Origin of the sequence: Actinoallomurus sp. NPDC052308 (assembly GCF_040679195.1) — a bacterium.
Classification (GTDB): Bacteria; Actinomycetota; Actinomycetes; order Streptosporangiales; family Streptosporangiaceae; genus Actinoallomurus; species Actinoallomurus liliacearum.
The window spans coordinates 14,892-37,868 of record NZ_JBFAUM010000038.1 but is presented as its reverse complement, the minus strand read 5'-3'; the positions used below and the strand labels follow the sequence as shown (position 1 = coordinate 37,868).

Sequence of the window (22,977 nt, the reverse complement as noted above, 5' to 3'; positions counted from 1 at the left end):
GCGGACGGATCGCAGGCTGCGAGGCGCAAGATGACTGAATGCTCTCGATCGAGCTGCATGCTGATGCCGGCCTTGCCACACACGGCCGGGAAGGCGCGGCAGTACGTGCGATGGCTGCTCGACGTGTGGAAGCTGCCTTCGATGGTGGACACCGTCGAGCTGCTGGCCAGCGAACTGGTGACGAACGCCATCAATGCGACTGGCGTTATGGAGATACCGGAAGGCACCAGCCAACTCGTCGGCAAGGCGCAGCACATCTACCTCTGTCTCTCGGTCCGGCCCGAGGCCGTGCTGATCGAGGTCTGGGATTCCAGCAGCACGCCGCCGCTCCAGCGTGCGGCGGCGGACGACGAAGAGAACGGCCGCGGGCTGGTGCTCGTGCAAGCGCTGTCGAAGGATTGGGGCTGCGTCCTCCTACCGACGGGCGGAAAGATCGTCTGGTGCGAGTGCCTGATCGAGGGGTCGGCATGAGTACACGGCGGAAGAGCTACCAAGAGGTCGCGGAGGTCATCCGGGATCGAATCGCTCGCGGCGATTGGCAGCCTCGGAGCCAGCTTCCTTCTCAAGCGAAGATGGCCGAGGAGTTCGGCGTATCGGGCAGCACGGTTTCCGACGCCATCGCCCATCTCCGAGAGCACGGGTACGTCTGGACGCTGCCGCACAAGGGCAGCTATGCGCGGCCGGCCGAGGACTGGCGCGAGGAATGCTCGTGAATCCGCGCGAGGAGGGGCTACAGCGCTCGCTGGCGGAGTTCTACGCCATGCTCGACAACATGCGGTTCACAGGCGCCTCTCAGGTCGTTGAGGTTCAGCACCTCAAGGTCTTGGTCGGCAAGTATCCGGAGCAGGCACGGCGCTTCCTCGCCGATCAGGACGAACGGGAACGCCCAGAGTGATACGACTGCCATGGCCGTGCAGTGCGGGAGACGCGGAGTGAGAGGAGCCCGGTGAGCCCACGAGAGACCGCATGGGGCGCGTACGCGCAGATTGCCGAGGTCCTGCGGCAGCGCATCAGCGGCGGAGAACTCGTGCCCGGTTCTCCGATGCCTTCCGAAGCGGCCTTGTGTGATGAGTTCGCCGTTGTTCGTAACACAGTCCGTCGCGCTCTCGCCGCCTTGGAGGATGAGGGACTGATCGAGACACTTCCGGGCAAGGGGCGTGTCGTGCGTGGCGAGGCACCGACGCAGTATGAGTACCGCCGCATTGCTGCGGAACTGCGGAAGCGGATCGAGGGCGGAGACCTGGCTGTCGGCGATGCCTTGCCGAGTGAGGCCGCGATCGTCGAGAAGTACGGGGTCGCACGCGGCACCGCGCGCCAGGCGCTCGCCGCCCTAGAACAAGATGGCCTGATCGAGGCGCGTCACGGCAAGGGTCGCTTCGTTCGTAGACGTCCGTAGACGCCTCGCCTACGTCCGTGGACGTCCCAAGATCACCGCGTAGCGTCAGGGCCATGAGACAAGCCGACTGGGCTGAAGAGGTCGCCCGCAAGCTGCTCGAAGTCCCGCTTCCCCGCCGTTGGGCACACAGCCAAGGTGTCGCCCGGCAGGCGTGGACCCTTGCTCCAGTCCTCGGCGAGAACGCCGATCTCCTTGAAGCCGCCGCGTGGCTGCACGATGTCGGCTACTCCCCTGACCTTGTGAACACCGGCCTGCACTCTCTCGACGGCGCCCGTCACCTTCGGGACGTCCAGCACGCCGACGACGTGCTGTGCAGCCTCGTCGCGTATCACTCTTGCGCGATCAACGAAGCATACGAACGCGGCTTGATCGTCGAGTTGACCAGCGAGTTCAAGCCCGCTGCCCCGCTCCTCTCCGACGCCCTGACCTACTGCGACATGACGACAACGCCCGACGGGGATCTCATCGAGGTTGAGGATCGTCTTGCCGAGATTCAGTCGCGGTACGGCGCTGGCCATCTCGTGGCGCGCTCAATCCGACGCTCGTCGCCGCACATCGTCGGGTCGGTACGCGCGATCGAGAGAGCGCAGTCCGAGGCACCGATCAGCTGATCTCTGGCGAGGTCTCCCCGGAGAGGTAACGCTCGACGCGCAGCCGCATTGAGCGGTCCATCGGGTAGCCGCGGACCTCTTCCGGTGCGACCCAGCGCACCTCACGGGATTCGCTGCTCGTCGTTGGTGTGCCACCGACCGGCCGGGCCGTCAGGACGATCGAGAACTCCTGCCGGACCTCGTCGTTGCTCGTGTAGTGCATGACGTGCTTCGGGTCGGTGTAGATACCGACGAGGCCGGTTATTTCGCAGTCGATTCCGGTCTCTTCCCTCGTCTCCCGGATGGCTGCCTGCGTGAGCGATTCACCGAGGTCGATGGCGCCGCCGGGGACGGCCCAGTTGTCGTTGTCGGTGCGGTGGATTAGCAGGATCTCGCCCTGGTCGTTCACGACGACCACGTTGACCGACGGGACGATGCTGTTGGCGGCCGGCGCGTTCGGGTCGTCGTAGTAGTCGATCCGCCGCCCCAACGTCACGCCTCCGGTATCGGTGTCGCGCCGCCCCAGACGCGCTCGAAGCTCTCAACGTAGGTGTTCACGATGTCGCCGCCGGCGACCTTGCGAAGGTGGAGCACGGGCGCTCGTGCTGCGGTCACTCCGTAGACGTGCGTGTTGACCAACAGTTCGTCGTCGGCTCGGTAGATCGAGTTGTACAAGATCGTGTTGTGGAACCGGAACTCGACACCCTCGACGGCGCGCAACGGCCGATACATGACCAGGGCGTTGCGGATCTTCGCCGCCATGGCGTCGTCTACGCCCTCGTCGGCGCCGCGCTGTGCCACTTCGGGGCTTTCCGGGTCGCCGAGCAGGATGCGCACGCGTATGCCCGCCCGCGCCTTGTCGGCGAGGATCTTCTGTACGCCGCCGTCTTCGGAGATGAATAGGCCGGCGTAAACGAGGATCCCGATCTCACGCTCCGCCCGTGAGAAGAGACGTCCCCATCCGTCCCGTGGCACCGCCGTGCGCTCCGGGTAGACGGTGATGAGTTCGCTCTGAGAGGCCGCGGTGACCTGCTCATTCGAGAGCGCTTCGGGCCACAGGTAGGTCTCGTCCACGCCGAGATGCGTTGCCACTGCGTAGCGGTGCCGGCGGTATGGCGTGCGTCCCTTGCTGATCCAGCGCTCAACGGTCTTCTCGTCAACGTTGATCGCCTCGGCGAGTGCGGCCACGGTGATTCCCTGCTCTAGCAGGACTGCTCGTAGCCGTTCGTTCGCCATCTACCCGACCAGATCGCAGGACGTCTTGGGACGCCAACACCCTAGTCAGGACGTCATGAACACGTCCAGTCATGTAGGTGCTCGTCACGGCTGATCGGCGCATCCTCGATGGCGTAAGGAAATCCCGATAAGCCAGAGCCCCGTTCCGGCGAACAACCCAGACCTTGACAGGTGCTAAGACGCCGCACTGTAATCGTGCACATGACTAGTCCTGTTCACTTCTAGGGATCGTCGGGACACGGGCTCGGAGAGGAGCCCTCGATGCATCTTCGCCCCCTCCCCCTGGACGACTGGCAGCGCCAGTGCCCGTGCGGGGCGCGCTCGGAGTACCGGTTCGGCCTGTGCCGCAAGTGCCGCGCCCGCGCCGCCTGGTTCCGCCGTACCGCTCGCGCTCGGCGCGGTACGCGCGTCCGCCGCATCTTCCGCCGCGACGCCGAGGCGGCGAGCCGGTGATGGCCATCGTGATCGCCGGACTAGCCCTCGTCCTCGCCGCCACGGCGCTCGTACTCATCGGCCTCGTGATCGTCGGTACTCATCGCGAGGCGCCCTGGACCGGGCTGGACTCCGCCGCCCCTACGCCGCTCGCCGCCTTCGCTCGCTCCGTCCTCGGCGTACACGTCCGCAAGCCCGACACCGACCACGCCCGCGGCAACGACCTCCAGGCGGCCAGCTCCGACCGTCGCGAGCCCGTTCCCCTGGTCCGATCGGAAGGGAGGTGATCTCCGCTTGGCGCTGTCCGTCTCGTTCGTCATCGTGCTCGGCGCGCTGGTCTACGGCCTGTACCGCTACGCCGGCCTCCGCGCCTGGCACGCCGTCGTCTGCACGCTCTTCGGCTTCTATCTCGCCTCGACCTCCCTCGCGCCGCAGATCCGCCAAGGCGTGCGGTCCTTCGCTCATTTCCTGTCCGGCATCGAGATCTGAGAGGTCCCCCGTGACCACGCCCCCAACGAACGCCGACCGCGACTGGTGGGTCATGGCAGGGATGACCGTCGCCGCCGCATCCGCAGCCATCGCCAGCTTCTCCGGACTACAAGGGTTGGCTCACATCGCCGGCTGGCCGTCACGGATGTCGTGGCTGCTGCCCGTCACTCTGGACGCCTACGCGATGACCTCGGTGCGCGTCTGGCTGGCCGCCTCGACGCGGTCGGCCGCCGCTCGGCGCTTCGCCCGCTTCAACGCCTTGGGCGCCATCGCGGCCAGCATCGCGGGCAACGCGACGTACCACGCAGCCCGTACCGGACTCCTGTCGGTGTCCTGGCCCATCGTCGTCCTCGTCGGCGCCGTCCCCGCCGCCGTCCTCGGGCTCACCGCCCACCTTCACGCTCTACAGGGACGAACCGAAGCCGCAGCCGAGGACCGGACCGGCGACCGTGATCGGCACGCCCGCCGTACTCGCCGCAAGCGCCACCGCCGGTACCGGACTGAGGACGAACTGATCGACGCCGCCCGCACGGCTGACGCGCGGCGCCGCGAAGCCAACGACGGCCGCCCCATCACCCGTGACGCGCTTCGAACGACGCTGCGCGTCAGCAACGCCCGCGCAACCGAACTCCGACGCCAACTGATCGAGAAAGGCACCGCCGATGAGCAAGCCGACCTATGACCCGTACGCCCTGGTCGACCTCCTCATGAAGGAGCTGGCCCGCCAGGGCGTCAAGACCCGCTACACGCTCGTCCAGCTCGGCGACGCCGTGCCGGCCGCCGAGGCGCTGCTGTCCGCGCTCGGCGTGACGCCCGCCGCGCCGCTCCCCAAGGACGTTCCCGACCGAAAGGAGGTGCCGGACTGCCCATGACACGACCCCAACGGGCTCCACGCCCGACCCTCGACCTCAACGCCGTCCGTACTCACCTGCACGAAGCGCGATCCGCGCGCGTACCCGTCGCACTGTGGGTCGCCGTCGCTGACGTCCCAATGCTCATCGCCGAGGTTGAACGTCTCCGGTCGCTGCTCGCACTCGCCCGCGCTCAGTACGCCGGCCTGCTCGCCGCTGCTCGTGCCGCCGTCGCCGCCGAACGGGACGGCGAGGATGACCCGCTGCTCTACCTACGGGATGAACTCGACGAGCGCGGCCAGCTCCCGGACGAGGACCTGCACGCCACCGAACTCCTCGCCCTCGTCGACCTTCGAGAGGGTGGCCGATGAGGCAGCGCTACCCGACTCGCCGTCGCCGGTGGGGCCGTTCCGAACCCATGCCGCTGTACGTCGTCACCGATGACCGCCATGCCGGCGAGGCGATCGCGGTACTCGCCCGATGGCTGTTCCGCTACCGCTCCGAGCTCGCGCCCCTCACCACGGCGCTGCTCCTCGCCGGAACCGCAGCACTCCTTCACCACGGCCACCGCGGACTCTGGCCAGACGTCCTCGCGCTCAGCGTCGTTGCCGTAGCCATCATCCTGGCGAGCGGTAGGCGCTGGCTCGATCGAGGCATCGAACGTGCCTACGCCGCCGTCGTCGCAGTCGCTGCCGGAACCTGGCTCGCCACGGCGACCGCGTACGGGCCGGCCTCGCCACCGCTCCCCGGACTGCTCGTCGCCGCCACTCTCATTTGCGGAGCGCCTTGGTGGTCGCACCGCCGACGCCGTTCCCGCGTCCGCATCGAACGCACCGTGAGCGCCTGGCCCGACCTTGCCGAGACGATCGGCCTCGCCGGATCACGCATCCTGTCCGCCGTCGTCGACCTGTGGGGCTGGCGCGCCCGTCTGGCCCTCAAGCGCGGTCAGACCGTCAGCGACGTCATCAACAAACTCCCGGCGATCGAGTCCGGTCTCGGCACGCGCCCCGGATCGGTCCGTGTCGAACCTGACCCCGCCCGCGCGGATCACTGCGTCCTGCATGTCCTCGAAAAGGACCCGCACGCCCGTCCGATCCCCTGGCCCGCGCCGACCGGCACGAGCGTCACCGACCCCGTGGAACTCGGCGTCTTCGAGGACGCCACACCCGTAGGCGTCAGGCTCCTACATCGGCATGCCCTCGTCGCCGGCATCGCCGGATCCGGCAAGAGCGGCATCCTCAACGTCATCCTCGCCGCCCTCACCGCCTACCCGGACGTGGTGATCTGGGGCATCGATCTCAAGGGCGGGATGGAACTCCAGCCCTGGGCATCCTGCCTCGACCGGATCGCCACCGACCCGCGCCAGGCCGCCGAACTTCTCGCCGACGCCGTCACCGTCCTCGACACCCGCGCGACCACCCTCACGCGCCAGGGCGCTCGCCTGTGGATACCGACTCCGGAAGAGCCCGCGCTGATCGTCGTGGCCGACGAGTACGCCGAACTCGCCGACGAATCGCCCGACGCGATGGCCCATGCCGACTCGATCGCCCGCCGAGGCCGTGCCGTCGCCGTCACGCTCCTCGCCGCCACACAGCGCCCGACACAGGCAGCCATGGGTAAGGGCGCCGTCCGCTCCCAGATGGACATCCGCATCTGCCTCCGCGTCCGCGAACGCCGCGACACCGATCTCATCCTCGGGCAGGGCGCCCACACCGCCGGCTGGCACGCCCACACCCTCGACGCGCCCGGCAAGTTCCTCATCTCCGCACCCGGCTTCGACGTCCCCCGCCGAGCCCGCGCCTACCTGCTCACCGACGAACGCGTACGCGCCACCACCCGCGCCCACCGCAACCATCGGCCTCGTCTCGACGCCCTATCCGCGGACGCCACCGCCCACACGACCGCCGACATAGAGGTGATCGACGCCGAAATCATCGCCGACGACCCCGAACAAGCCCTCTGGGCAGCGCTGCTCGAAGCACCCGACAAGGGGCTGTCCGTCTCCCAGCTCATGAAGACCACCGGCATGGGCCGCACCTGGGTCTACAGCCGACTCCAAGAGCACGCCCACGCCGGACGCGTCCAGCAGGTCTCCCGAGGCCGCTGGCACGCCGCCCAACGTCCGTGACCGCTCGTTCGTCCGCGTCCTCGCGCGCGCCTGCGCGCGTAGGGCCACACAACGTCCGGACGTCCGCACGGACGAACAACCCCCGGAAGGAGATGAACACCACGACGACCGCATCCGACACGCCGCTCCTCTACACGCTTCCCGAAGCCGCCGCGCTCCTTCGAATCAGCAGGACGAAGCTCTATGAACTCCTCACCGCGAACGAGATCGAATCCGTCTACATCGGCCGAAGCCGCAAGATCCCCGCCACCGCCCTCGACGCCTACGTCAACCGTCTCCGCACCGCAGGAAAGGAGTGATCAGCTTGGCCGACAAACCCAGTAAGCCGAAGGGCAGAACGAAGTCCACGCGTACGCCCGATGGCCGTTCGACCATCTACAAAGGCAGCGATGGCCGCTGGCACGGCCGCGTCACGATGGGCGTGAAGAACGACGGCAGCCCCGACCGGCGCCACGTCACCGCGAAGACCGAAAGGGAGGTGACGAAGAAGGTTCGTGAGCTGGAGGCGAAGCGCGACGCCGGAAAGGTCGACAAACCTGGTCGTCCACCGACTGTGGAAAAGTGGATGACGTACTGGCTCACGACCGTCCTGCCGCTCAAGCAGACGGCGCCCAATACGATCAGCGCTTACTGGTCGGACTGCCGAAACTGGATCTTCCCCAACATCGGCCGTCACCGGATCGACCGCTGCCAGCCCGAACACCTCGAAGCGCTCTACTCGAAGATGTTCGCCGCCGGCAAGAAGCCGAGCCACGTCCGCAAGGTCCATGCGATCATCTCCAGCGCCTACAACGTCGCCGTACGGCGGCAACGCGTCGGCCGGAATCCCGCCGAACTCGTCCAGCCACCACGGCTCGACAATCCGGAGCTCAAGTCCCTGACCCGCGACGAGGCACGCGCGGTCCTCTCTGAAGCTCAGCAGCGCTCTAACGGCGCGCGCTGGCCGGTCGGGCTGTCGTGTGGCCTCCGTCAGGGCGAGGTCCTGGGGCTGCGCTGGCCGTACCTCGTCGCCACCTGCCTGGGCTGCGATCACAGCGGATCGGTGATCGGCTGGTGGGCCACCGACTCGCCGAAGTGCCCGAGGTGCGGCGACGACCGCTACCGCGCCGAGGCACGGGTCTGGTTCCAGCTCCAGCGGACCACCTGGCAACACGGCTGCGACGACCCCGCCGAGTGCACGAAGGACAGGCACCGCCACCCCTGCCCCGACGACTGCCCGAAGGCCAAGCGGACGTCCGGCCGCCGCCACAAGTGCGTCCTCGATGACGCCAAAGGGCTCTGCCCGAAGAACTGCGCCAGGCACGCGTCCACCTGCCCGAAGCGCACAGGCGGAGGGCTGGTCTTCCGGCAGATCAAGGAACGGAGGAAGAAGACGATCGCTCTCGCCGACGAGCTGGTGGAGGTCCTACGCCACCACTTCGCCTGGCAAGAACGGCAGCGCAAGCGGGCCGGGAGCGCCTGGGAGGGACACGATCTCGTGTTCTGCCAGCTCAACGGCCGTCCGATCGACCCGCGCCGCGACTGGGACGCCTGGGCGGATCTCCTCCGCGCCGCCGGCCTCCCTCACTACCGCGTCCACGCCGCCCGCCACACGGCCGCGACGCTCCTCCTCGAACAGGGCGTAGCCCTGGCCGTGGTCCAAGAGATCCTGGGTCACTCCGACATCCGCGTCACCCGCGGCTACACACACGTCGCCTCGCCCCTCGTCCACGACGCCGCCCAGCGCATCGGACGTGCGCTCTTCACGGCGAATGAGACCACGATTGAGACCGGGAACGACGAAGGGCGCCTCTCCGAGGGAGAGACGCCCACGTCACAGACGAGCCGCCTGTCGGAATCGAACCGACGACCTATTCATTACGAGTGAATCGCTCTGCCGACTGAGCTAAGGCGGCCTGCCACACACGGTGTGACGCAGAGAGTCTACCGGGTTCTCCGGGCTCCTCGTACACCCATATCAGCGGCACATGGTGTTCTTCCGCGGTGGGGTCCCGGTGACCAGGTAGCGGTCCACGGCGGTGGTGATGCAGGGGTTGCCCTGGAGGTAGGCGGTGTGGCCGTCGCCGTCGAGGCTGAGCAGGACGCCGGACTTCAGCTGCGACGCCAGGCCCTGGGCCCACTTGTACGGGGTGGCCGGGTCGCGGGTGGTGCCGACGACCAGGATGGGCTTCGCGCCGTTGGCGGTGAAGGCAACGGGCTTGGTGTTGTCCTGGACGGGCCAGTAGCCGCACGGCAGGGTGCCCCATACGACGAACTGGCCGAAGAGCGGGGCGGCCTTCTTCGCGCGGTCGGCCTGGTTCTGCCAGGCTGCCAGGTCGCGGTCGTACGGCTTGTCGATGCAGTTGATGGCCATGTTGGCCTCGGTCTGGTTGGAGTAGGTGCCGTCCTTGTTGCGCTCGATGAGGAGGTCGCCGAGGCGGAGGAGGGTGGTGCCGTCGTTCTGGTCGATGGCGCTGCGCAGGGCCAGTTTCAACACCGGCCAGGTCTGCTTGTTGTAGAGCGCGGCGGCGACGCCGAGTTCGACCATGGAGTTGTTGACGGTGCGACCGTCGCCCAGGCCGTTGTGGAGCGGTTTCTGCCTGGTCTGCTCAAAGAGCCGGCTCAGCCGGTCGAGGGCCTCGTCGGCGCTGCCGGTGCCGAGCGGGCAGTCCTTGGTCTTGACGCAGTCGGTGGCGAAGGACCTGGTGGCGGTGTCGAAGCCCTTGGCCTGCTCGATGTTGATCTCGTCGGCGCCGAGCTTCGGGTCGATGGCGCCGTCGAGGACGAGGGCGCGGACGTGCTTGGGGAACTCCTGGGCGTAGTACGCGCCGAGGTAGGTGCCGTACGAGGCGCCGTAGTAGGTGAGGCCCTTGTCGCCGAGGGCGGCGCGCAGGACGTCCATGTCGTGGGCGGCGTTGGCGGTGCCGACGTACGGAAGCAGCGTGGGAATGCGGGTCTTGCACTCGTCGGCCCACATCTTGCTGACGTCGACGAGACTGTTGATTTGGGCCTGGTCGGTGGGCGAGGTGTCGGTTTCGAAGAACTTGTCGAGCTGCTTGCCGGTCAGGCAGCGGACCGGTGGGCGGCTCTGGCCGACGCCGCGCGGGTCGAAGCCGACGATGTCGAAGTTGCGGCGCAGCTCGGGGCCGAACGAGCGGGCGGAGCCGCGAGCGAACTCGACGCCGGAGCCACCGGGGCCGCCGGGGTTGAGCACGAGCGATCCCCTGCGCTGGCCGCCCTCGGCGGGCAGCCGGATCACGGGGAGCGTGAGGAGGCGGCCGGTCGGGTGGGCGTAGTCGAGCGGGACGTGGATGCTGCCGCACTGGAAGCCGTTGCCGCAGTCACGCCAGGAGATGCGCTGGGCGTAGACCGGCGTGCTGCCGCTGGGGGTGGGGGCCGACGCGGTGGACTTCGGAGCGTCCGTGCAGGCCGTCACCACGATCGCGGCCGCCGCCAGCACGGAGACCGTACGGAACTTCTTCACGCCGTCACCGTTCTCGTCGCCATTGGGTTCGCTGGCAGCCTACGCGGGTCTAGCCCCGTTTTCGCTACTCAGCGTACTGGCGAGTCATCCCAGAGTGTCGCCATAGCGCTGGTCGTGCTGTTTGCGGGGTGAGCAGACCGACGCGGACGGGCAGGCGCAGCGGCCGCCGCCGTCGAGCCGTACGGCGACCGTGTCGGAGGGCACGTTGCGGCCGACGACCTGTCCGGGGCCGGACTCGGTCTGTACCCGCGCGCCGAGCCGGGGCATGCGGTTGTGCGCCTCGACGTACAGCGGGTGCTCGTACTTCAGGCAGCACATGAGCCGCCCGCAGGCGCCGGCGATGCGCAGCGGGTTGACCGGGAGGTCCTGCTCCTTGGCCATGCGCACCGACACCGGTTCGAAGTCCTTGAGGAAGGTGGCGCAGCACAGGTCGCGGCCGCACGGGCCGATGCCGCCCTGCAGGCGCGCCTCGTCACGCGGGCCGACCTGGCGCAGTTCGACGCGGGCCTTCATCGCGCGGGCGAGGTCGCGGACGAGCGCGCGGAAGTCGACGCGGTGCGGCGCGGTGAAGTAGATCTTGTAGACGTTGTCCTGGTCGAGGTAGTCGACGCCGATGACCTTCATCGGGAGGTCATGCTTACGGATCAGCCGTTTGGCGATGGAGCGCGCGTCCGCGCGCCGTCGGCGATTCTCCTCGTCGCGGGCCAGGTGCTCCTCCCCGGCGATGCCCGCGCAGACCGGCAGCTCGACGTCCTCCGAGACGTACTGCGGGGCCCAGATGCACTCGGCGACCTCGGCGCCGGCCTCGGTGGGGACGAGCACCTTGTCGCCGACCTTCGGTGAGTACGGCCCCGGGTCGAGGTAGTAGAGACGTCCGTACCGCGTGAAGCTGACGGCCATCATCATGCCCATGCCTCGCTCCGTCCGCCGGGGGGGTCGACCTGCCCGTCAGACTACGCGCAACCGGTATGCCTCCGTCGTGAGCGAGATCACACGGATGGCCGACTTCTGACAAGATCATTGACCGCACCTTCGGACGGGGCGTAGACGTGATCCGGGCAACGTTGCCGTGATCAGCCTCCTCCGCGAAGGGCGACCCGTATGGCCCTCCCCCGCCCCGTCGATCCGCCGAGAGCGCCCCGCTCCCTCACACTGCTCCTGACGGCCGCCGCCGTCCTGGGCGCACTGCTGACGCCCGTACGGGCGGAGGCCGCGTCCCTCGTCACGAACCCGGCCTCGCTGGTCAATCCCCTGCTCGGCACCACGAACGCGGCCGACGACTTCCCCGGCGCCGACGTGCCGTTCGGGATGGTGCAGTGGAGTCCCGACACGAACCCGCGGCCGTACGGCGGCGGTTACTCCTACACCAGCTCGACGATCACGGGATTCAGCCTCACCCACATGGCCGGGCCGGGCTGCAAGGCGTACGGTGACGTCCCGATCATGCCGACCGTCGGCGCCGTCACCGACGCCGGCTCGGCGAGCGCGTCCTTCTCTCATGACGATGAGTCCGTCTCGCCCGGCTCCTACTCGGTCAAGCTGGGCAACGGCGTACGGACGGACCTGACCACGACGACCCGCGGCGGGATCGGCCGGTTCACCTTTCCGGCCACCACCCGGGCGAACCTGCTGTTCAAGCTGACCGGCAGCCAGAACGGCACTTTCGCCGACACCTGGAAGGTCGTCGGTGACCGGGCCGTCGTCGGGTCGGTGACCAGCGGGAACTTCTGCGGCCAGGGCAACCGCTACACCGTCCACTTCGCCGTCACCTTCGACCGCCCGTTCGCGGCCGGTACGTGGCAGGCCACGACGCTGCGGCCGGGCGCGACGTCCCTCACCGCCACCTCGGCCGCGCGGATGATGTCGCAGGCCGCCTCGGCCGAGGAGGGCGACGCACCGAACAACCCGCGCCCGCACGGCCCGCAGCGGCCGCAGGCCGCGCCGCTGACCGACCCGAACGGGGCCTACCTGACGTTCGACACGACCAAGAACCCGGTGGTGACCGCCCGGGTCGGCCTCTCGTTCACCTCCGACGCCGAGGCCCAGGCCAACCGGGACGCCGAGGTCCGCACGCCGAGTTTCGAGCACGTACGGGCCGCCGCCCGTACGGCCTGGAACGCCGCCCTCGGCCGCATCCGGGTGGCCGGCGGCACGCTCGCGCAGCGGCACGTCTTCTACACCGCCCTCTACCACGCGCTCCTGCACCCGAACGTCATGAGCGACGCCGACGGCCGTTACATGGGCTTCGACAACGCCGTGCACCGGGTCGCCCACGGCCACGCCCAGTACGCCAACTACTCGGGCTGGGACATCTACCGCGCGCAGGCGCAGCTCCTCGGCATGATCGCGCCGGATCAGGCGAGCGACATCGCCCAGTCGGCGGTGAACGACTACGCGCAGAGCGGCCAGCTGCCGAAGTGGTCCCAGGCCAACGGCGAGACGTACACAATGATCGGCGACCCCATCGACCCGATCATCGCCGACCTGTACGCCTTCGGCGCCCGGCACTTCGACACGGCCACGGCGAAGAACGCGATGGTCCATGGTGCGACGGTCGCCAGCAAGATCCGGCCGGGGCTGAACTACCTCGAGAGCATCGGGTACACGCCCAGCAACGGCGTGTACGGCTGCTGCAACTACAACGGCTCGGTCTCGACGACCCTGGAGTACAACACCGCCGACTTCGCCATCGGCGCGTTCGCCGGCGCGCTCGGCGACAAGGCCACGCAGACGAGGTTCGTCACCCGTGCCCAGGACTGGAAGAACCTTCTTAACACCACGAGCGGCTTCATGCAGCCCCGCACCGCCAGCGGCTCCTGGACGAGCGGATTCGACCCCGCGTCCAAGAGCAACATGACCGAGGGAACGTCCTGGCAGTACACCGGCATGGTCCCGTTCAACGTGCGCGGTCTCGCCGACGCCAAGGGCGGGAACGCCGCGATGATCGCCTACCTGGACCACGTGCTCGCCGCGTACGACGGAAGCGGCGGCGACCACGCTAACCTCGGCAACGAGCCGAGCATCGAGTTGCCGTGGGAGTACGACTACGTCGGGCAGCCGTGGAAGACCCAGGCGATCATCCACGACGTACGAGACAAGCTTTGGCCGGACTCCCCCACCGGCTGGGGCGTCGGCAACGACGACCTCGGCACGATGAGCGCCTGGTACGTCTGGGCGGCAATGGGCGTCTACCCCGAGACGCCGGGCACGGCCGACCTGGCGCTGGGCAGCCCGGAGTTCACCAAGATCGTCATCGCGCTCGGCACCGGCCGGAAGCTCACCATCGACGCGCCGAAGGCCGCGCCGGACGCGCCGTACGTCCACGGCGCCACCTGGAACGGCACGGCGTGGCACAACGCGTACCTGCGGCCGTCGGCCGTCCTTGAGGGCGGCACGCTCCACCTCGACCTCCGCACGACCGCCGACACGTCCTGGGCCACGGCGCCATCGTCGGCCCCGCCGTCCTACGCCGGCACCGGCGGCCCGGCGACGCGTACCGGGCCGATCACCTCGGCGATCGCGGGCAAGTGCGTCGACGTCCAGTCGAGCAGGGCCGCCAACGGCAACCCCGTCCAGATGTACGTCTGCAACGGGACCAACGCGCAGAAGTGGACCGTGCACGACGACGGCACGCTCACCGCGTTCGGCCTGTGCATGGACGCCGACGGCACCGCGGACGGCGCGAAGGTGCGCCTGTGGGAGTGCGGTACCACCGGCGGCGGGCAGCGGTGGAGATACGACGCGTCGGGCAAGGCAGTGGTGAACACGGAATCCGGCAAGTGCCTCGCGGACCCGGACGACACCGGCGCCAACGGCACGCAGCTGCAGCTTGGAGCCTGCGACGGCGGTCCCGGGCGGCAGTGGACGCTGCCGAGCTGACGGCCGGAGCCCGCGCGGAACGGGCGCCGGGAGCCCCGGCATTCCCTTCCGCGCGGGCTCTTCAGCGGGAGCGCAGCACGGATCGCGCGGCGTCGAGGGCCTGCCCACGGTAGGCCCGGCCGTACAGGACGGTGTGGACGAGCAGCGGGTGCAACCGGTGCAGCGGCACCCGCTGCCGCCACCCGGCGGCGAGCGGCGCGACCTCGTCGTAGGCGGCGATGATCCGGTCGAATTGCGGGGCGCCGAACAGCTCGAGCATGGCCAGGTCGGTCTCACGGTGCCCGGCGTGCGCCGCGGGGTCGATCAGCCATGCGCGGTCGCGGCCCCACAGGACGTTGCCGGACCACAGGTCGCCGTGGATCCGGGCGGGCGGCTCGGCGGGGCCGGCGACGTCCGGGATCCGGGCGGCGGCGCGTTCGACCAGCGCCGCGTCGGCCGCCGACAGCGCTCCCCGGTCCACCGCCATCCGGACGTACGGCAGCACGCGGCGCTCGGCGTACCACTCCGGCCAGGACGATCCGGCCGTGTTGTCCAGCGGCAGCTCGGCGATGTAGCCGCGCCACGGCGCGCCGTACGACTCCGCGCCCGCGCCGTGCAGGGCGGCCAGCTCCCGCCCGAACCGCTCGGCCGCCACCGGTGTCGGCGCGCTTCCCTCGATCCACGGCAGGACGAGGGTGGTCTCGTCGGCGGCCAGCACCTCGGGGACGGGACCCGGCACGTCGCCCGCGACCCGACGCCAGCCCTCCGCCAGCCAGCGCAGCCCCGCCGCCTCCGCCGCGAACAGCCCGTCGATGCGCCGCCGGGCCTCCTTCACGAAGACCCGGCGTCCGTCGGTGAGGGTGGCCCGCCGCAGGGACCACTCGTGGCTCGTGCCCAGGTCGGTGACCTCGGCGACGGGTGTGCCGAGGAGCCGGTCCACGGGTCAGCCGGCGTTCTTGAGCTGCTCGCGCACGTGGTCGAGCAGGCCGGGGACGGCCGCCTCGATCTGCTCGCGCACCTCCTCGAAGGCGGAGTTGCGGCCGTAGTACGGGTCGGCGACGTCGAGGTGCCCGGCGTCCGGGTCGAACTCGCGCAGCAGCCGGATCTTCGCGGCGGCCTCCTCGTCCGGGGCGAGGTACCGCAGGTCGCGCTGGTGTCCCTGGTCCAGTGCGATGATCAGGTCGTACCGGTCGAACCAGGCGGCCTCGAACTGCCGTGCCCGGTGCGCGGAGGTGTACCCGGCGCGGCGCAGCGTCGCGACCGTGCGCTCGTCGGCGGGGTCGCCGACGTGCCAGTGTCCGGTGCCGGAGCTGTCGACCTCCACGTCGAGGCCTTCTTCCTCGGCGTGCCGGCGGAAGACGTGCTCGGCCATCGGGGAGCGGCAGATGTTGCCCGTGCAGACGAATGTGACGCGGTACGGCATGCGGAAAGCCTATTCAGCGCCCGGCCATTCGGCATCCACAGGTTGTGGACGACCGCCCGGATGGCGGCAACCGAATCCGCCTCTCGGGAGTCTCATGGTTCAACGCTTCGGCTGTTCCGGACTGGCCGTTCCATCCCAGCCGCAAGCGGAAGAGGAGCGCTGGGATGTCCGTGGACAACGGGTTCCGGATCGTGCCGCCGGAGCCGACGCGTAAGCCGCCCAGGCGGATTCTCCCGATCGTCATCGGAGTGATCGGCGCGGTCCTGCTGGGAATGGTGCTCACGATGCTGGTCTCCAGCTTCTGGACCCTGGGCACCGAGGCCGGCGGATCGTGCGGAACGGACCGCAATGGGATCTCGTACGGGCCGTGTCCCCGGGGGACGGCCTGGATGCTGCCGGTCTCGATCGTCTCGCTGTTCGTCGTGGTCCCGGCCGCGATGCTCTGCGTCGTGCGGGCGGGCTCCCGCCGGCTCGGCTGCCTCGGCGTCGTCGTCCTCGCCCTGGTGGGGGTCCTCCCCGGAATGGCCGTCTTCCGCTGGTCGCACGGCCGGACGCTCGCCGCGGTGTGGCAGGCGCCGGCCGACCGGCCGCCCACGACGGAGGGGCTCGGCGGCTGGCTCTCCGGAACGACGGTGGTCCGCGCGCGGTTCGACCGCCTGGTCGGCTACGACGTCGCCACCGGCGCCGTGCGCTGGACCTACACCGTGCCCGGACGCGACGTCCTGTGCGCGATGAGCCGTACGACCGCCGACGGCGTCGGCCTGATCGCGCACGGCGCCGAGACGCAGCCGTGCGGCCGGGTGACGGCCGTCGACCTGAACACCGGCCGCGCACTGTGGGAGCGCGGCGTGCCCGCCGACGGCATCTCGTCGTCGGTCAGCGCGGACGTCCTCGCCGTCACGGACGGCATGGCGGCCGTGCAGACCTCTCAGGCGGTCATGGCGCTGCGCCTGCGGGACGGCACTCCCCTCTGGCAGGACAAGGCGGCCGACCGCTGCCGCCTGGCGACCGTCACCGCCGGCCACGACCAGGTCCTGACGACGGTCTCCTGCTTCGAGCAGGTGCCGCGGATCCGCGCCCTGGACGCCGCGACCGGGCGCGCCCGGTGGACGGTGAAGGCCCCGATCCAGGGCACCTCCGCGAACATCCGGCCGCTCTCGGCGGATCCCGCGGTCTTCTCCATCCAGGAGGGCGGGCAGCGGGGCGTCAGCGTCATCGCCTCGTTCGACGAGACGGGCCGGGTGCGGGCGACGATCCCGATCGACGACGGGCAGCGGCGGCTGGACGTGAGCGACCACGGGTTCCGGGCGACGCCCGCCCGTCACCTGGTCCTGCAGGACGGGCTCCTGGTGGCCAAGGCGCAGCTGCCGGGCGGCAAGTATCGCTTGGTCGGCTACGACCTGGCCGACGGCCGGCTGCGCTGGTCGACCGGTGTCGGCGACTTCGCCGCGCTGCAGGCCGAGCCCGGACTCGTGCACGTCCTCGGCGGCACCTCGTGGAAGCCGGGTCTGTGGGCGCTGTCCCTGCGCGACGGCAGGCTGACCTACGTCGGCGTGCCCCGCTTCCCCGGCGATGACGACGACGAGCTGTTCTACTCGGCCGGGAGCCGCTACGTCGTGCTCACCGAGCGGGCGGTGATCCCGCACAGCGCCCCGGTCTCCGCCTTCCGGGCCCGCTGACCCGGCCCCAGACGGGCACGGCCCGAGACGCGCACGGCCCGAGACGCGCACGGCCCACCCGCGCGGTGCGGGTGGGCCGTGCCTCACGTAAGCGGGGCGTCAGTGGCCCACGGCGTGCAGGGCGTCCACGATGCCGCTGCCGAAGAAGCCGTTGTGGCCGGCCGACCCCTCACAGGTGTGGGTGGCGGTCACCTTCTTGTAGGTGCCGTCCGCCTGCAGCACGTAGCGCGTGTACGTGAAGGCGGCCGGCGACGGGCAGGCCTGCTCGGTGGCCGTGCCCTGCAGGATCCGCTGGACGACGTCCGGGGACAGGGTCAGGCCGCCGTGCCTCGGGTCGCGGTGCCCGTACCGGCTGACGATGAGCGCCGCGACGCCGGTGGCGTGCGGGGAGGCCATCGAGGTGCCCTGCAGGTACTGGTAGTAGCCGCAGGTCGTGCCCTTGCAGTCGCGGACGACGTACGGGACGTTCGGCGTGCCGTCGGCGTTCAGCTCACCGCGGGCGCGGGCCAGCGACTCGGGGTAGGCCGCGAGGATGCCCTTGGTGACGTCGCGCTTGCCGTCGGCGGTGTCGTACACGTCACCGCCGGGCGCGGCGACGTCCACGTAGCCGTTGCCGTAGTCGGAGTAGTACGCCTTACGGCCGCTGACACCGACCGAGGAGACCGCGATGACGTTCTGGCCCTCGCTGGGCTCGGAGACGCAGCTCGGCGGGATCGTGCGGCTGTACGGGGCCTCGCCGGGCGTGGCCGGGTAGTCCGGGCTCGAGGCGTCGACGATCGTCTTGGTGTAGTCGGTCGCCCCGTTGCCCGCCGCCGAGACCATCGTGACGCCGTGCCGGTGGGCGTAGGCCAGGGCGCGTTCGGTGGCGGCGATGACCGTGCGCTGCTCGGCCTGGTACTCCGGCGAGTCGGCCGGGTTGTCCGGGCAGTTGAACAGCCACGGGTCGGTGTAGAAGCTCATGTTGACCACGTCGATGCCGGCGTCCGCGGCGTACGTGATCGCGTCCACGACCGGCTGCAGGAAGAAGAAGCCCGAGTCCTGCCCGGCCCGTACGTTGACGAGGGTGACGCCCGGCGCCACGCCGGCGATGCCGAGCCCGTTGAGCGGGGAGGCGATCGTCGAGGCGACGTGCGTGCCGTGCTCGTTGTCGTCCTCGTCGACCGGGTCGACGCAGGAGGGGTGTTCACAGGGGCCGTCGACCTCGGCGCCGTTGGCGTCGACCGGGATGTCCGTGGTGAAGTTGCGGCTCAGCCTCCGGTCGAAGTTCGCCTTGATGTCGGGGTGGTTGCCGTCGATGCCGGTGTCGATGACCCCCACGAGCACCCGGCGGTCACCGGGTTCCACCTTGTAGGACCCGTCGGCGGTCGCGTGGATCTTCTGCATGTCCCACTGGCTGCCGGCGAGGGGGTCGCCCTTGACCTTCTTCGCGGCGGTGCCGTGGCTCCCGCCGTCGCGTCCCTCCTTCTCGACCGCGATGTTCTTGTCGGCCGCCCGGCGCGTGATCTTGGGCGCCTCGCCGACGGCCCGGTTGCGCGCGACCCCGCCGACGGCGGACTGCCGCCGGGCGTCGGTGCCGAACGCGCTGCGCGTCGAGCGGACCGTGGCCAGTCCCACGGCCGTGTTCTCCCGGACGATGGTGCCGCCCGCGGCCTTGATCGCCGCGTGCGCCTGCTCGGGGGAGACGCCGTCCTTGTAGAGCACGACGTACTCCGTGGCCTTTCCGTCGGCCGAGGCCGTCGGTGAGGGCCCCGCCTGAGCGGGTGCCGCGAGCGCCGCCGTCACAGCGACGCAGGCGGCCAGAACGATGGCACGCCGCACTGCACACCTCCATTGGTGTCAATCTGCTGCCGGTAAAGAACTGGCAATGGAGGCATCAGAGCGGTTCCGTGCGTGGTTCGTCCAGTGTTGCGACCGGTGAGATCTATGGCCGGTAATGGCCATGGAATACGATCCGGCGCCACGCGCGGGCGCCGGACCGGCGGAATCAGCCGGTGCGCAGGGCCATCGCCATGGCCTCGACCGCGAGCTGGGGATTGACGTTGGCCTGCAGGCGCTCCCGGCAGACCATGATCGCCTCGAGGCGGCGCAGCGTGGCCTCCGGCGGCCCGGACACCGACCGCAGCTCCCGGGCCCGGTCGGTGTTGACCAGCTCCACCCCCGCGCCGAGCTGCACGACGAGCAGGTCCCGGTAGTACGAGGCCAGGTCCAGGAGCGCGCGGTCGATGGCGTCGCGCTTCATGCGGGTCGTCCGGGACTTCTGCCGGTCCTCGAGCTCCTTCAGGGCGCCCGCGGTGCCGCGCGGCATGCGGCCCTTGGCGCTCTCGCCGAGCGCCTGGCGCAGCGCCGCGGTCTCCTCCGCGTCCAGCTCCGCGCCGAGGTCCTTGGCCTCGGCCTCCGCGGCCTTCACGAGGGCCTCGGCGGCCTCGACGGCGGGCCCGACACCGTTCAGCCGGCCGGGGACGGCCAGCACGTCGGCCCGGCGGCGGCGCGCCTGCTCGTCGGTGGCCAGGCGCTTCGCCCGGCCGACGTGCCCCTGCGCGGCCCGGGCCGCCGCGGCCGCGGTGTCCGGGTCGATCCCGTCGCGGAGCACGAGGACGTCGGCGACCGCGTGCGCGGGCGGCGTCCGCAGCGTCACGAGCCGGCAACGGGACCGGATCGTCACGACCAGGTCGTCCGGCGACGGCGCGCACAGCAGCCAGACCGTACGGGCCGGGGGCTCCTCGATGGCCTTGAGCAGCGCGTTCGCGGCCTGCTCGGTGGACCGGTCGGCGTCCTCGAACAGCACGATCCGCCAGCGCCCGCCGGTCGGCGAGGAGGCGGCCCGCAGCACCAGCGCGCGGGTCTCCTTGACGCCGTACGACAGCCCGGCGGGGCGTACGACCTCGACGTCGGCATGGCTGCCGGACAGCACCTGGTGGCAGGACGCGCAGTGCCCGCAGCCCTGGTCGGGGCACAGCAGCGCGGCGGCGAACGCCCGGGCGGCGGTCGAGCGCCCCGACCCGGGCGGGCCCGTGAACAGCCAGGCGTGCGTCATGCCGCCGCCGCCCGTACCGGCCAGGGCGTCGGCTCCGGCGGCCGCGGCGGCGCGCAGCTGTTCGATGACGGGCTCCTGCCCGACCAGGTCGTCGTACACCGTCACGCGTCGATCTCCTCCAGCCCTGTGGCGCATTCGATGCTAGGGCCTGGCGCGAGCGTTCGCCGCATGGGCCGACCGACTCGGTGTCCCCATGCCACCCTGCGCTCGGCGAGACGGGCACCACACTCGGTGAAAGGCCACCCTGCCCGGTGGTTCATCCCGATGACGGGCCCGCTCTCGGTGGCTTCACCGAGCGTTACGCCCGCGTCGACGGCGACCTCCGGGGGCCGGGCGGTCCCGCGGAGTGGTCGTTCGCGGGCCGGCGGTCAGTCGCTGATGACCGGCATCGTGCTCGTGACGGCCTCGGCGGTGGCCGGGACGGGGTCCGGCAGGATGGCGCGGACCCGGTCGTGGATCTGCCGGGTGATCTGCTCCTGGGGCTGGGTGGCGTCGACGACGAGGTACCGGTGCGACTCGGCCTCGGCGAGGGCCCGGAACCCGCGGCGTACGCGCTCGTGGAACTCCCGGGGCTCGGACTCGATCCGGTCGGCCGGGGACGCGAACCGGCCCAGCCCGACCTCGGACGGCACGTCCAGGACGATCGTCAGGTCGGGGGTGAGCCCGCTGGTGGCCCAGCGGTTCACCTCGGCGATCTCCTTGACCTGCAGCTCGCGGCCGGCGCCCTGATAGGCCAGGGACGAGTCGACGTACCGGTCGGTGACGACGATCGCGCCGCGCTCCAGCGCCGGGCGGATGACCTCGGCGACGTGCTGCGCGCGGTCCGCCGCGTACAGCAGGGTCTCGGCGCGGGCCGACAGGCCGGAGGTCTCCTTGTCCAGCAGCAGCGCGCGCAGCCGCATTCCGATCTTCGTCGAGCCCGGCTCGCGGGTCGTGACGACGTCGAAGCCCTGGTCACGGAGCCAGATCGCCAGCAGCCGGGCCTGCGTGGTCTTCCCGGCACCCTCCCCGCCCTCGAACGCGAGGAACACGCCGCGCTCGCCGTGCCCCGGCTCCTCCGGGACGTACTCCTCGCCGCGCAGCGCGGCCAGGAGGTCGCGGGACAGCGGGATGCCCTTGCGGTCGTCCATCTGCCGGTAGGCGAGCAGGCCGACGATGACGGCGACCAGCGCGCCGAGCAGCAGCACCGCGTTCGGGCCGGCGAAGCGGTAGACGCCGTGCGCGACCTTGATCCGGTACTCGCCGACCCCTACGGCGATGAACGGCACGGCGGCAAGGGTGAGCAGCAGCACGACCCGGACCAGCGACTGCAGGAACGCCCACGTACGGCCGCGGAGGCTGTCCTCGACCTCCAAGCCGACCAGCGTGTAGCCGATCACCCAGGCGATGCCGGCGCCCGCCCCGAGCAGCGCTGTCAGCAGGCAGACGATGACGAGGTTCTGGATGATGGCGATCAGCGCCAGCGCGACGCCGGACCCGATGATCGCCAGGCCGAACAGCCGGCGGCGGCTGAAGTCCTTCAGGATGCGAGGGGCCAGGAACATCCCGACCGCCATGCCCACGAAGACCATGCCGAAGACGACACCGTACGCGGCGTCGCCCCCGCCCAGGTCCTTGACGTAGACCTTGGCGACGCCGATCACCGCGCCACCCGCGGCGAACGCGCCGGCGATTCCGACGGTCAGGCCGCGCACCATCGGCGTCGAGCCGACGAACCGCCAGCCGGCGACGATCTGCTTGAGGATCGACGGGACCGAGACCTTGCCGCCCTGCCGGGGGATCTCGCGCAGCGAGAAGATCGTGATCGCGGAGACCAGGAACGTCACCGCGTTGATGTACAGCGCGAGGTCGGCCTGCTGCTGGTGCGTCTTGAAGACCACCCCGGAGATCAGCGCCAGCACCGAGAACGTCCCCGCCGCCACCGGCGCCGAGCCGTACGTCGAGATGAGGCTGATCTGGTTGGCCTTCTCGAGCCGGTCCTTGGGCACCAGGTTCGGGACCGTGGCCTCCTTGGCCGGGATCCAGAACAGCGTCACGATCTCGACCAGGAAGGTGGCGACGAACAGCCAGTCGAGCCGCCCGACGATCGGGATCGACAGGAACAGGCTGAACCGCAGGATGTCCGCGATCACCATCGTGGTGCGGCGGTCGAAGCGGTCGGCCACCGCGCCGGCGAGCGGCCCGAAGATCAGCGCCGGCAGCAGCTTGATGACGAGCACGCCGCCGATCGCATAGTTCTCCGCCGACCCCTTGGTCAGTGAGCCGGCCAGCGCGGTCAACGCCAGGATGCTGAGCCAATCGCCGAAACTCGACAACGACAGGGCGATCCAGAGCCGACGGAACGGCCTGATCGACAGCACGCCGGAAGAGCTGCCCGTTCTGGTCATTGTGTCAGCGT

25 protein-coding genes and 1 tRNA gene are annotated in these 22,977 nt (G+C 70.2%); 16 read left to right on the top strand and 10 right to left on the bottom strand.

Features of this window, described 5'->3' with window-relative positions; all coding sequences use genetic code 11:
- Positions 1-57 precede the first annotated feature (57 nt).
- Genes AB0L00_RS41910 through AB0L00_RS41890 form a run of 5 tightly spaced genes read left to right on the top strand, consistent with a single transcriptional unit; the run spans position 58 to position 2,007 of the window.
- Positions 58-471 (top strand): ATP-binding protein, encoded by a 414-nt coding sequence (locus tag AB0L00_RS41910; protein WP_364443291.1) that lies wholly within the window; start codon positions 58-60, stop codon positions 469-471.
- The gene (locus tag AB0L00_RS41905) at positions 468-713 is read left to right on the top strand and encodes a winged helix-turn-helix domain-containing protein (RefSeq protein ID WP_364443290.1); all 246 of its coding nucleotides are present in this window, start codon (positions 468-470) and stop codon (positions 711-713) included. The genes AB0L00_RS41910 and AB0L00_RS41905 overlap by 4 nt, the downstream gene beginning before the upstream one ends.
- On the top strand, positions 710-895 hold the full coding sequence (locus AB0L00_RS41900; protein WP_364443289.1) for a hypothetical protein: 186 nt from the start codon (positions 710-712) through the stop codon (positions 893-895). The genes AB0L00_RS41905 and AB0L00_RS41900 overlap by 4 nt, the downstream gene beginning before the upstream one ends.
- A gap of 51 nt (positions 896-946) precedes the next feature.
- Positions 947-1,396: a GntR family transcriptional regulator gene (locus tag AB0L00_RS41895; protein WP_364443288.1), complete on the top strand. Its 450-nt coding sequence runs from the start codon at positions 947-949 to the stop codon at positions 1,394-1,396.
- Positions 1,397-1,449: 53 nt separating this feature from the next.
- Positions 1,450-2,007 carry an HD domain-containing protein gene (locus AB0L00_RS41890; protein WP_364443287.1) on the top strand — a complete coding sequence of 186 codons (558 nt, stop codon included), beginning with the start codon at positions 1,450-1,452 and terminating at the stop codon, positions 2,005-2,007.
- Here the strand turns inward: AB0L00_RS41890 and AB0L00_RS41885 are convergent.
- Both AB0L00_RS41885 and AB0L00_RS41880 read right to left on the bottom strand, forming a co-directional pair.
- Positions 2,000-2,476: an NUDIX domain-containing protein gene (locus AB0L00_RS41885; protein WP_364443331.1), complete on the bottom strand. Its 477-nt coding sequence runs from the start codon at positions 2,474-2,476 to the stop codon at positions 2,000-2,002. The two genes, AB0L00_RS41890 and AB0L00_RS41885, sit on opposite strands and share 8 nt — an antisense overlap.
- 2 nt (positions 2,477-2,478) lie before the next feature.
- The gene (locus AB0L00_RS41880; RefSeq protein WP_364443285.1) at positions 2,479-3,222 is read right to left on the bottom strand and encodes an XRE family transcriptional regulator; all 744 of its coding nucleotides are present in this window, start codon (positions 3,220-3,222) and stop codon (positions 2,479-2,481) included.
- Between the two features lie 261 nt (positions 3,223-3,483).
- Between AB0L00_RS41880 and AB0L00_RS41875 the strand changes: the two genes are divergently transcribed.
- From AB0L00_RS41875 to AB0L00_RS41835, 9 genes are all read left to right on the top strand, one after another.
- On the top strand, positions 3,484-3,675 hold the full coding sequence (locus AB0L00_RS41875; protein ID WP_364443283.1) for a hypothetical protein: 192 nt from the start codon (positions 3,484-3,486) through the stop codon (positions 3,673-3,675).
- The gene (locus AB0L00_RS41870) at positions 3,675-3,941 is read left to right on the top strand and encodes a hypothetical protein (RefSeq protein WP_364443282.1); all 267 of its coding nucleotides are present in this window, start codon (positions 3,675-3,677) and stop codon (positions 3,939-3,941) included. The genes AB0L00_RS41875 and AB0L00_RS41870 overlap by 1 nt, the downstream gene beginning before the upstream one ends.
- Positions 3,942-3,948: 7 nt before the next feature.
- Positions 3,949-4,143 carry a hypothetical protein gene (locus AB0L00_RS41865; RefSeq protein ID WP_364443280.1) on the top strand — a complete coding sequence of 65 codons (195 nt, stop codon included), beginning with the start codon at positions 3,949-3,951 and terminating at the stop codon, positions 4,141-4,143.
- A 61-nt stretch (positions 4,144-4,204) separates the two neighbouring features.
- Entirely contained in the window at positions 4,205-4,825 is a 621-nt protein-coding gene (locus tag AB0L00_RS41860) for a DUF2637 domain-containing protein (RefSeq protein ID WP_364443278.1), read from the top strand.
- On the top strand, positions 4,806-5,015 hold the full coding sequence (locus AB0L00_RS41855; protein ID WP_252803073.1) for a hypothetical protein: 210 nt from the start codon (positions 4,806-4,808) through the stop codon (positions 5,013-5,015). The genes AB0L00_RS41860 and AB0L00_RS41855 overlap by 20 nt, the downstream gene beginning before the upstream one ends.
- Positions 5,012-5,365 (top strand): hypothetical protein, encoded by a 354-nt coding sequence (locus tag AB0L00_RS41850; RefSeq protein WP_364443277.1) that lies wholly within the window; start codon positions 5,012-5,014, stop codon positions 5,363-5,365. Before AB0L00_RS41855 ends, AB0L00_RS41850 begins: the two co-directional genes overlap by 4 nt.
- A 47-nt stretch (positions 5,366-5,412) precedes the next feature.
- Positions 5,413-7,122 carry an FtsK/SpoIIIE domain-containing protein gene (locus tag AB0L00_RS41845; RefSeq protein ID WP_364443276.1) on the top strand — a complete coding sequence of 570 codons (1,710 nt, stop codon included), beginning with the start codon at positions 5,413-5,415 and terminating at the stop codon, positions 7,120-7,122.
- 92 nt (positions 7,123-7,214) lie between these two features.
- Positions 7,215-7,421: a helix-turn-helix domain-containing protein gene (locus AB0L00_RS41840; RefSeq protein WP_364443275.1), complete on the top strand. Its 207-nt coding sequence runs from the start codon at positions 7,215-7,217 to the stop codon at positions 7,419-7,421.
- Positions 7,422-7,537: 116 nt separating this feature from the next.
- On the top strand, positions 7,538-8,989 hold the full coding sequence (locus AB0L00_RS41835; RefSeq protein WP_364443329.1) for a tyrosine-type recombinase/integrase: 1,452 nt from the start codon (positions 7,538-7,540) through the stop codon (positions 8,987-8,989).
- Here the strand turns inward: AB0L00_RS41835 and AB0L00_RS41830 are convergent.
- The 3 genes from AB0L00_RS41830 to ricT all read right to left on the bottom strand — a co-directional run bounded on the left by AB0L00_RS41830 (position 8,945) and on the right by ricT (position 11,497).
- A tRNA-Thr gene (locus AB0L00_RS41830) sits at positions 8,945-9,017 on the bottom strand. The genes AB0L00_RS41835 and AB0L00_RS41830 overlap by 45 nt on opposite strands.
- Before the next feature lie 62 nt (positions 9,018-9,079).
- Entirely contained in the window at positions 9,080-10,585 is a 1,506-nt protein-coding gene (locus tag AB0L00_RS41825; protein WP_364443273.1) for an alpha/beta hydrolase, read from the bottom strand.
- Positions 10,586-10,669: 84 nt separating this feature from the next.
- Positions 10,670-11,497 (bottom strand): regulatory iron-sulfur-containing complex subunit RicT, encoded by an 828-nt coding sequence (ricT, locus tag AB0L00_RS41820; RefSeq protein WP_364443271.1) that lies wholly within the window; start codon positions 11,495-11,497, stop codon positions 10,670-10,672.
- A gap of 189 nt (positions 11,498-11,686) precedes the next feature.
- On the opposite strand from ricT, the gene AB0L00_RS41815 reads away from it, so the two are divergent.
- Positions 11,687-14,464: a lectin gene (locus AB0L00_RS41815; RefSeq protein WP_364443270.1), complete on the top strand. Its 2,778-nt coding sequence runs from the start codon at positions 11,687-11,689 to the stop codon at positions 14,462-14,464.
- A gap of 61 nt (positions 14,465-14,525) precedes the next feature.
- Here the strand turns inward: AB0L00_RS41815 and AB0L00_RS41810 are convergent, their stop codons facing one another.
- Entirely contained in the window at positions 14,526-15,383 is an 858-nt protein-coding gene (locus AB0L00_RS41810; protein ID WP_364443268.1) for a fructosamine kinase family protein, read from the bottom strand.
- Between the two features lie 3 nt (positions 15,384-15,386).
- On the bottom strand, positions 15,387-15,866 hold the full coding sequence (locus AB0L00_RS41805) for a low molecular weight protein-tyrosine-phosphatase (RefSeq protein WP_364443267.1): 480 nt from the start codon (positions 15,864-15,866) through the stop codon (positions 15,387-15,389).
- Positions 15,867-16,030: 164 nt separating this feature from the next.
- On the opposite strand from AB0L00_RS41805, the gene AB0L00_RS41800 reads away from it, so the two are divergent.
- Positions 16,031-17,545: a PQQ-binding-like beta-propeller repeat protein gene (locus tag AB0L00_RS41800; protein WP_364443266.1), complete on the top strand. Its 1,515-nt coding sequence runs from the start codon at positions 16,031-16,033 to the stop codon at positions 17,543-17,545.
- Between the two features lie 99 nt (positions 17,546-17,644).
- Here the strand turns inward: AB0L00_RS41800 and AB0L00_RS41795 are convergent, their stop codons facing one another.
- The 3 genes from AB0L00_RS41795 to tmk form a co-directional block, all read right to left on the bottom strand.
- On the bottom strand, positions 17,645-19,363 hold the full coding sequence (locus AB0L00_RS41795) for a S8 family serine peptidase (RefSeq protein WP_364443265.1): 1,719 nt from the start codon (positions 19,361-19,363) through the stop codon (positions 17,645-17,647).
- Between the two features lie 166 nt (positions 19,364-19,529).
- Positions 19,530-20,684: a DNA polymerase III subunit delta' gene (locus AB0L00_RS41790; RefSeq protein ID WP_364443263.1), complete on the bottom strand. Its 1,155-nt coding sequence runs from the start codon at positions 20,682-20,684 to the stop codon at positions 19,530-19,532.
- A gap of 263 nt (positions 20,685-20,947) precedes the next feature.
- Entirely contained in the window at positions 20,948-22,966 is a 2,019-nt protein-coding gene (gene tmk / locus AB0L00_RS41785; protein WP_364443262.1) for a dTMP kinase, read from the bottom strand.
- Between the last annotated feature and the right edge of the window lie 11 nt (positions 22,967-22,977).

Excerpts from the sequence above, each read along its gene's own strand:
- AB0L00_RS41910 (WP_364443291.1), top strand. The coding sequence starts at position 58 with ATGCTGATGCCGGCCTTGCCACACACGGCCGGGAAGGCGCGGCAGTAC.
- AB0L00_RS41905 (WP_364443290.1), top strand. The coding sequence starts at position 468 with ATGAGTACACGGCGGAAGAGCTACCAAGAGGTCGCGGAGGTCATCCGG.
- AB0L00_RS41890 (WP_364443287.1), top strand. The coding sequence starts at position 1,450 with ATGAGACAAGCCGACTGGGCTGAAGAGGTCGCCCGCAAGCTGCTCGAA.
- AB0L00_RS41880 (WP_364443285.1), bottom strand. The coding sequence starts at position 3,222 with ATGGCGAACGAACGGCTACGAGCAGTCCTGCTAGAGCAGGGAATCACC.
- AB0L00_RS41875 (WP_364443283.1), top strand. The coding sequence starts at position 3,484 with ATGCATCTTCGCCCCCTCCCCCTGGACGACTGGCAGCGCCAGTGCCCG.
- AB0L00_RS41870 (WP_364443282.1), top strand. The coding sequence starts at position 3,675 with ATGGCCATCGTGATCGCCGGACTAGCCCTCGTCCTCGCCGCCACGGCG.
- AB0L00_RS41860 (WP_364443278.1), top strand. The coding sequence starts at position 4,205 with ATGACCGTCGCCGCCGCATCCGCAGCCATCGCCAGCTTCTCCGGACTA.
- AB0L00_RS41855 (WP_252803073.1), top strand. The coding sequence starts at position 4,806 with ATGAGCAAGCCGACCTATGACCCGTACGCCCTGGTCGACCTCCTCATG.
- AB0L00_RS41850 (WP_364443277.1), top strand. The coding sequence starts at position 5,012 with ATGACACGACCCCAACGGGCTCCACGCCCGACCCTCGACCTCAACGCC.
- AB0L00_RS41845 (WP_364443276.1), top strand. The coding sequence starts at position 5,413 with ATGCCGCTGTACGTCGTCACCGATGACCGCCATGCCGGCGAGGCGATC.
- AB0L00_RS41840 (WP_364443275.1), top strand. The coding sequence starts at position 7,215 with ATGAACACCACGACGACCGCATCCGACACGCCGCTCCTCTACACGCTT.
- AB0L00_RS41835 (WP_364443329.1), top strand. The coding sequence starts at position 7,538 with ATGGGCGTGAAGAACGACGGCAGCCCCGACCGGCGCCACGTCACCGCG.
- ricT (WP_364443271.1), bottom strand. The coding sequence starts at position 11,497 with ATGGGCATGATGATGGCCGTCAGCTTCACGCGGTACGGACGTCTCTAC.
- AB0L00_RS41815 (WP_364443270.1), top strand. The coding sequence starts at position 11,687 with ATGGCCCTCCCCCGCCCCGTCGATCCGCCGAGAGCGCCCCGCTCCCTC.
- AB0L00_RS41805 (WP_364443267.1), bottom strand. The coding sequence starts at position 15,866 with ATGCCGTACCGCGTCACATTCGTCTGCACGGGCAACATCTGCCGCTCC.
- AB0L00_RS41800 (WP_364443266.1), top strand. The coding sequence starts at position 16,031 with ATGTCCGTGGACAACGGGTTCCGGATCGTGCCGCCGGAGCCGACGCGT.
- tmk (WP_364443262.1), bottom strand. The coding sequence starts at position 22,966 with ATGACCAGAACGGGCAGCTCTTCCGGCGTGCTGTCGATCAGGCCGTTC.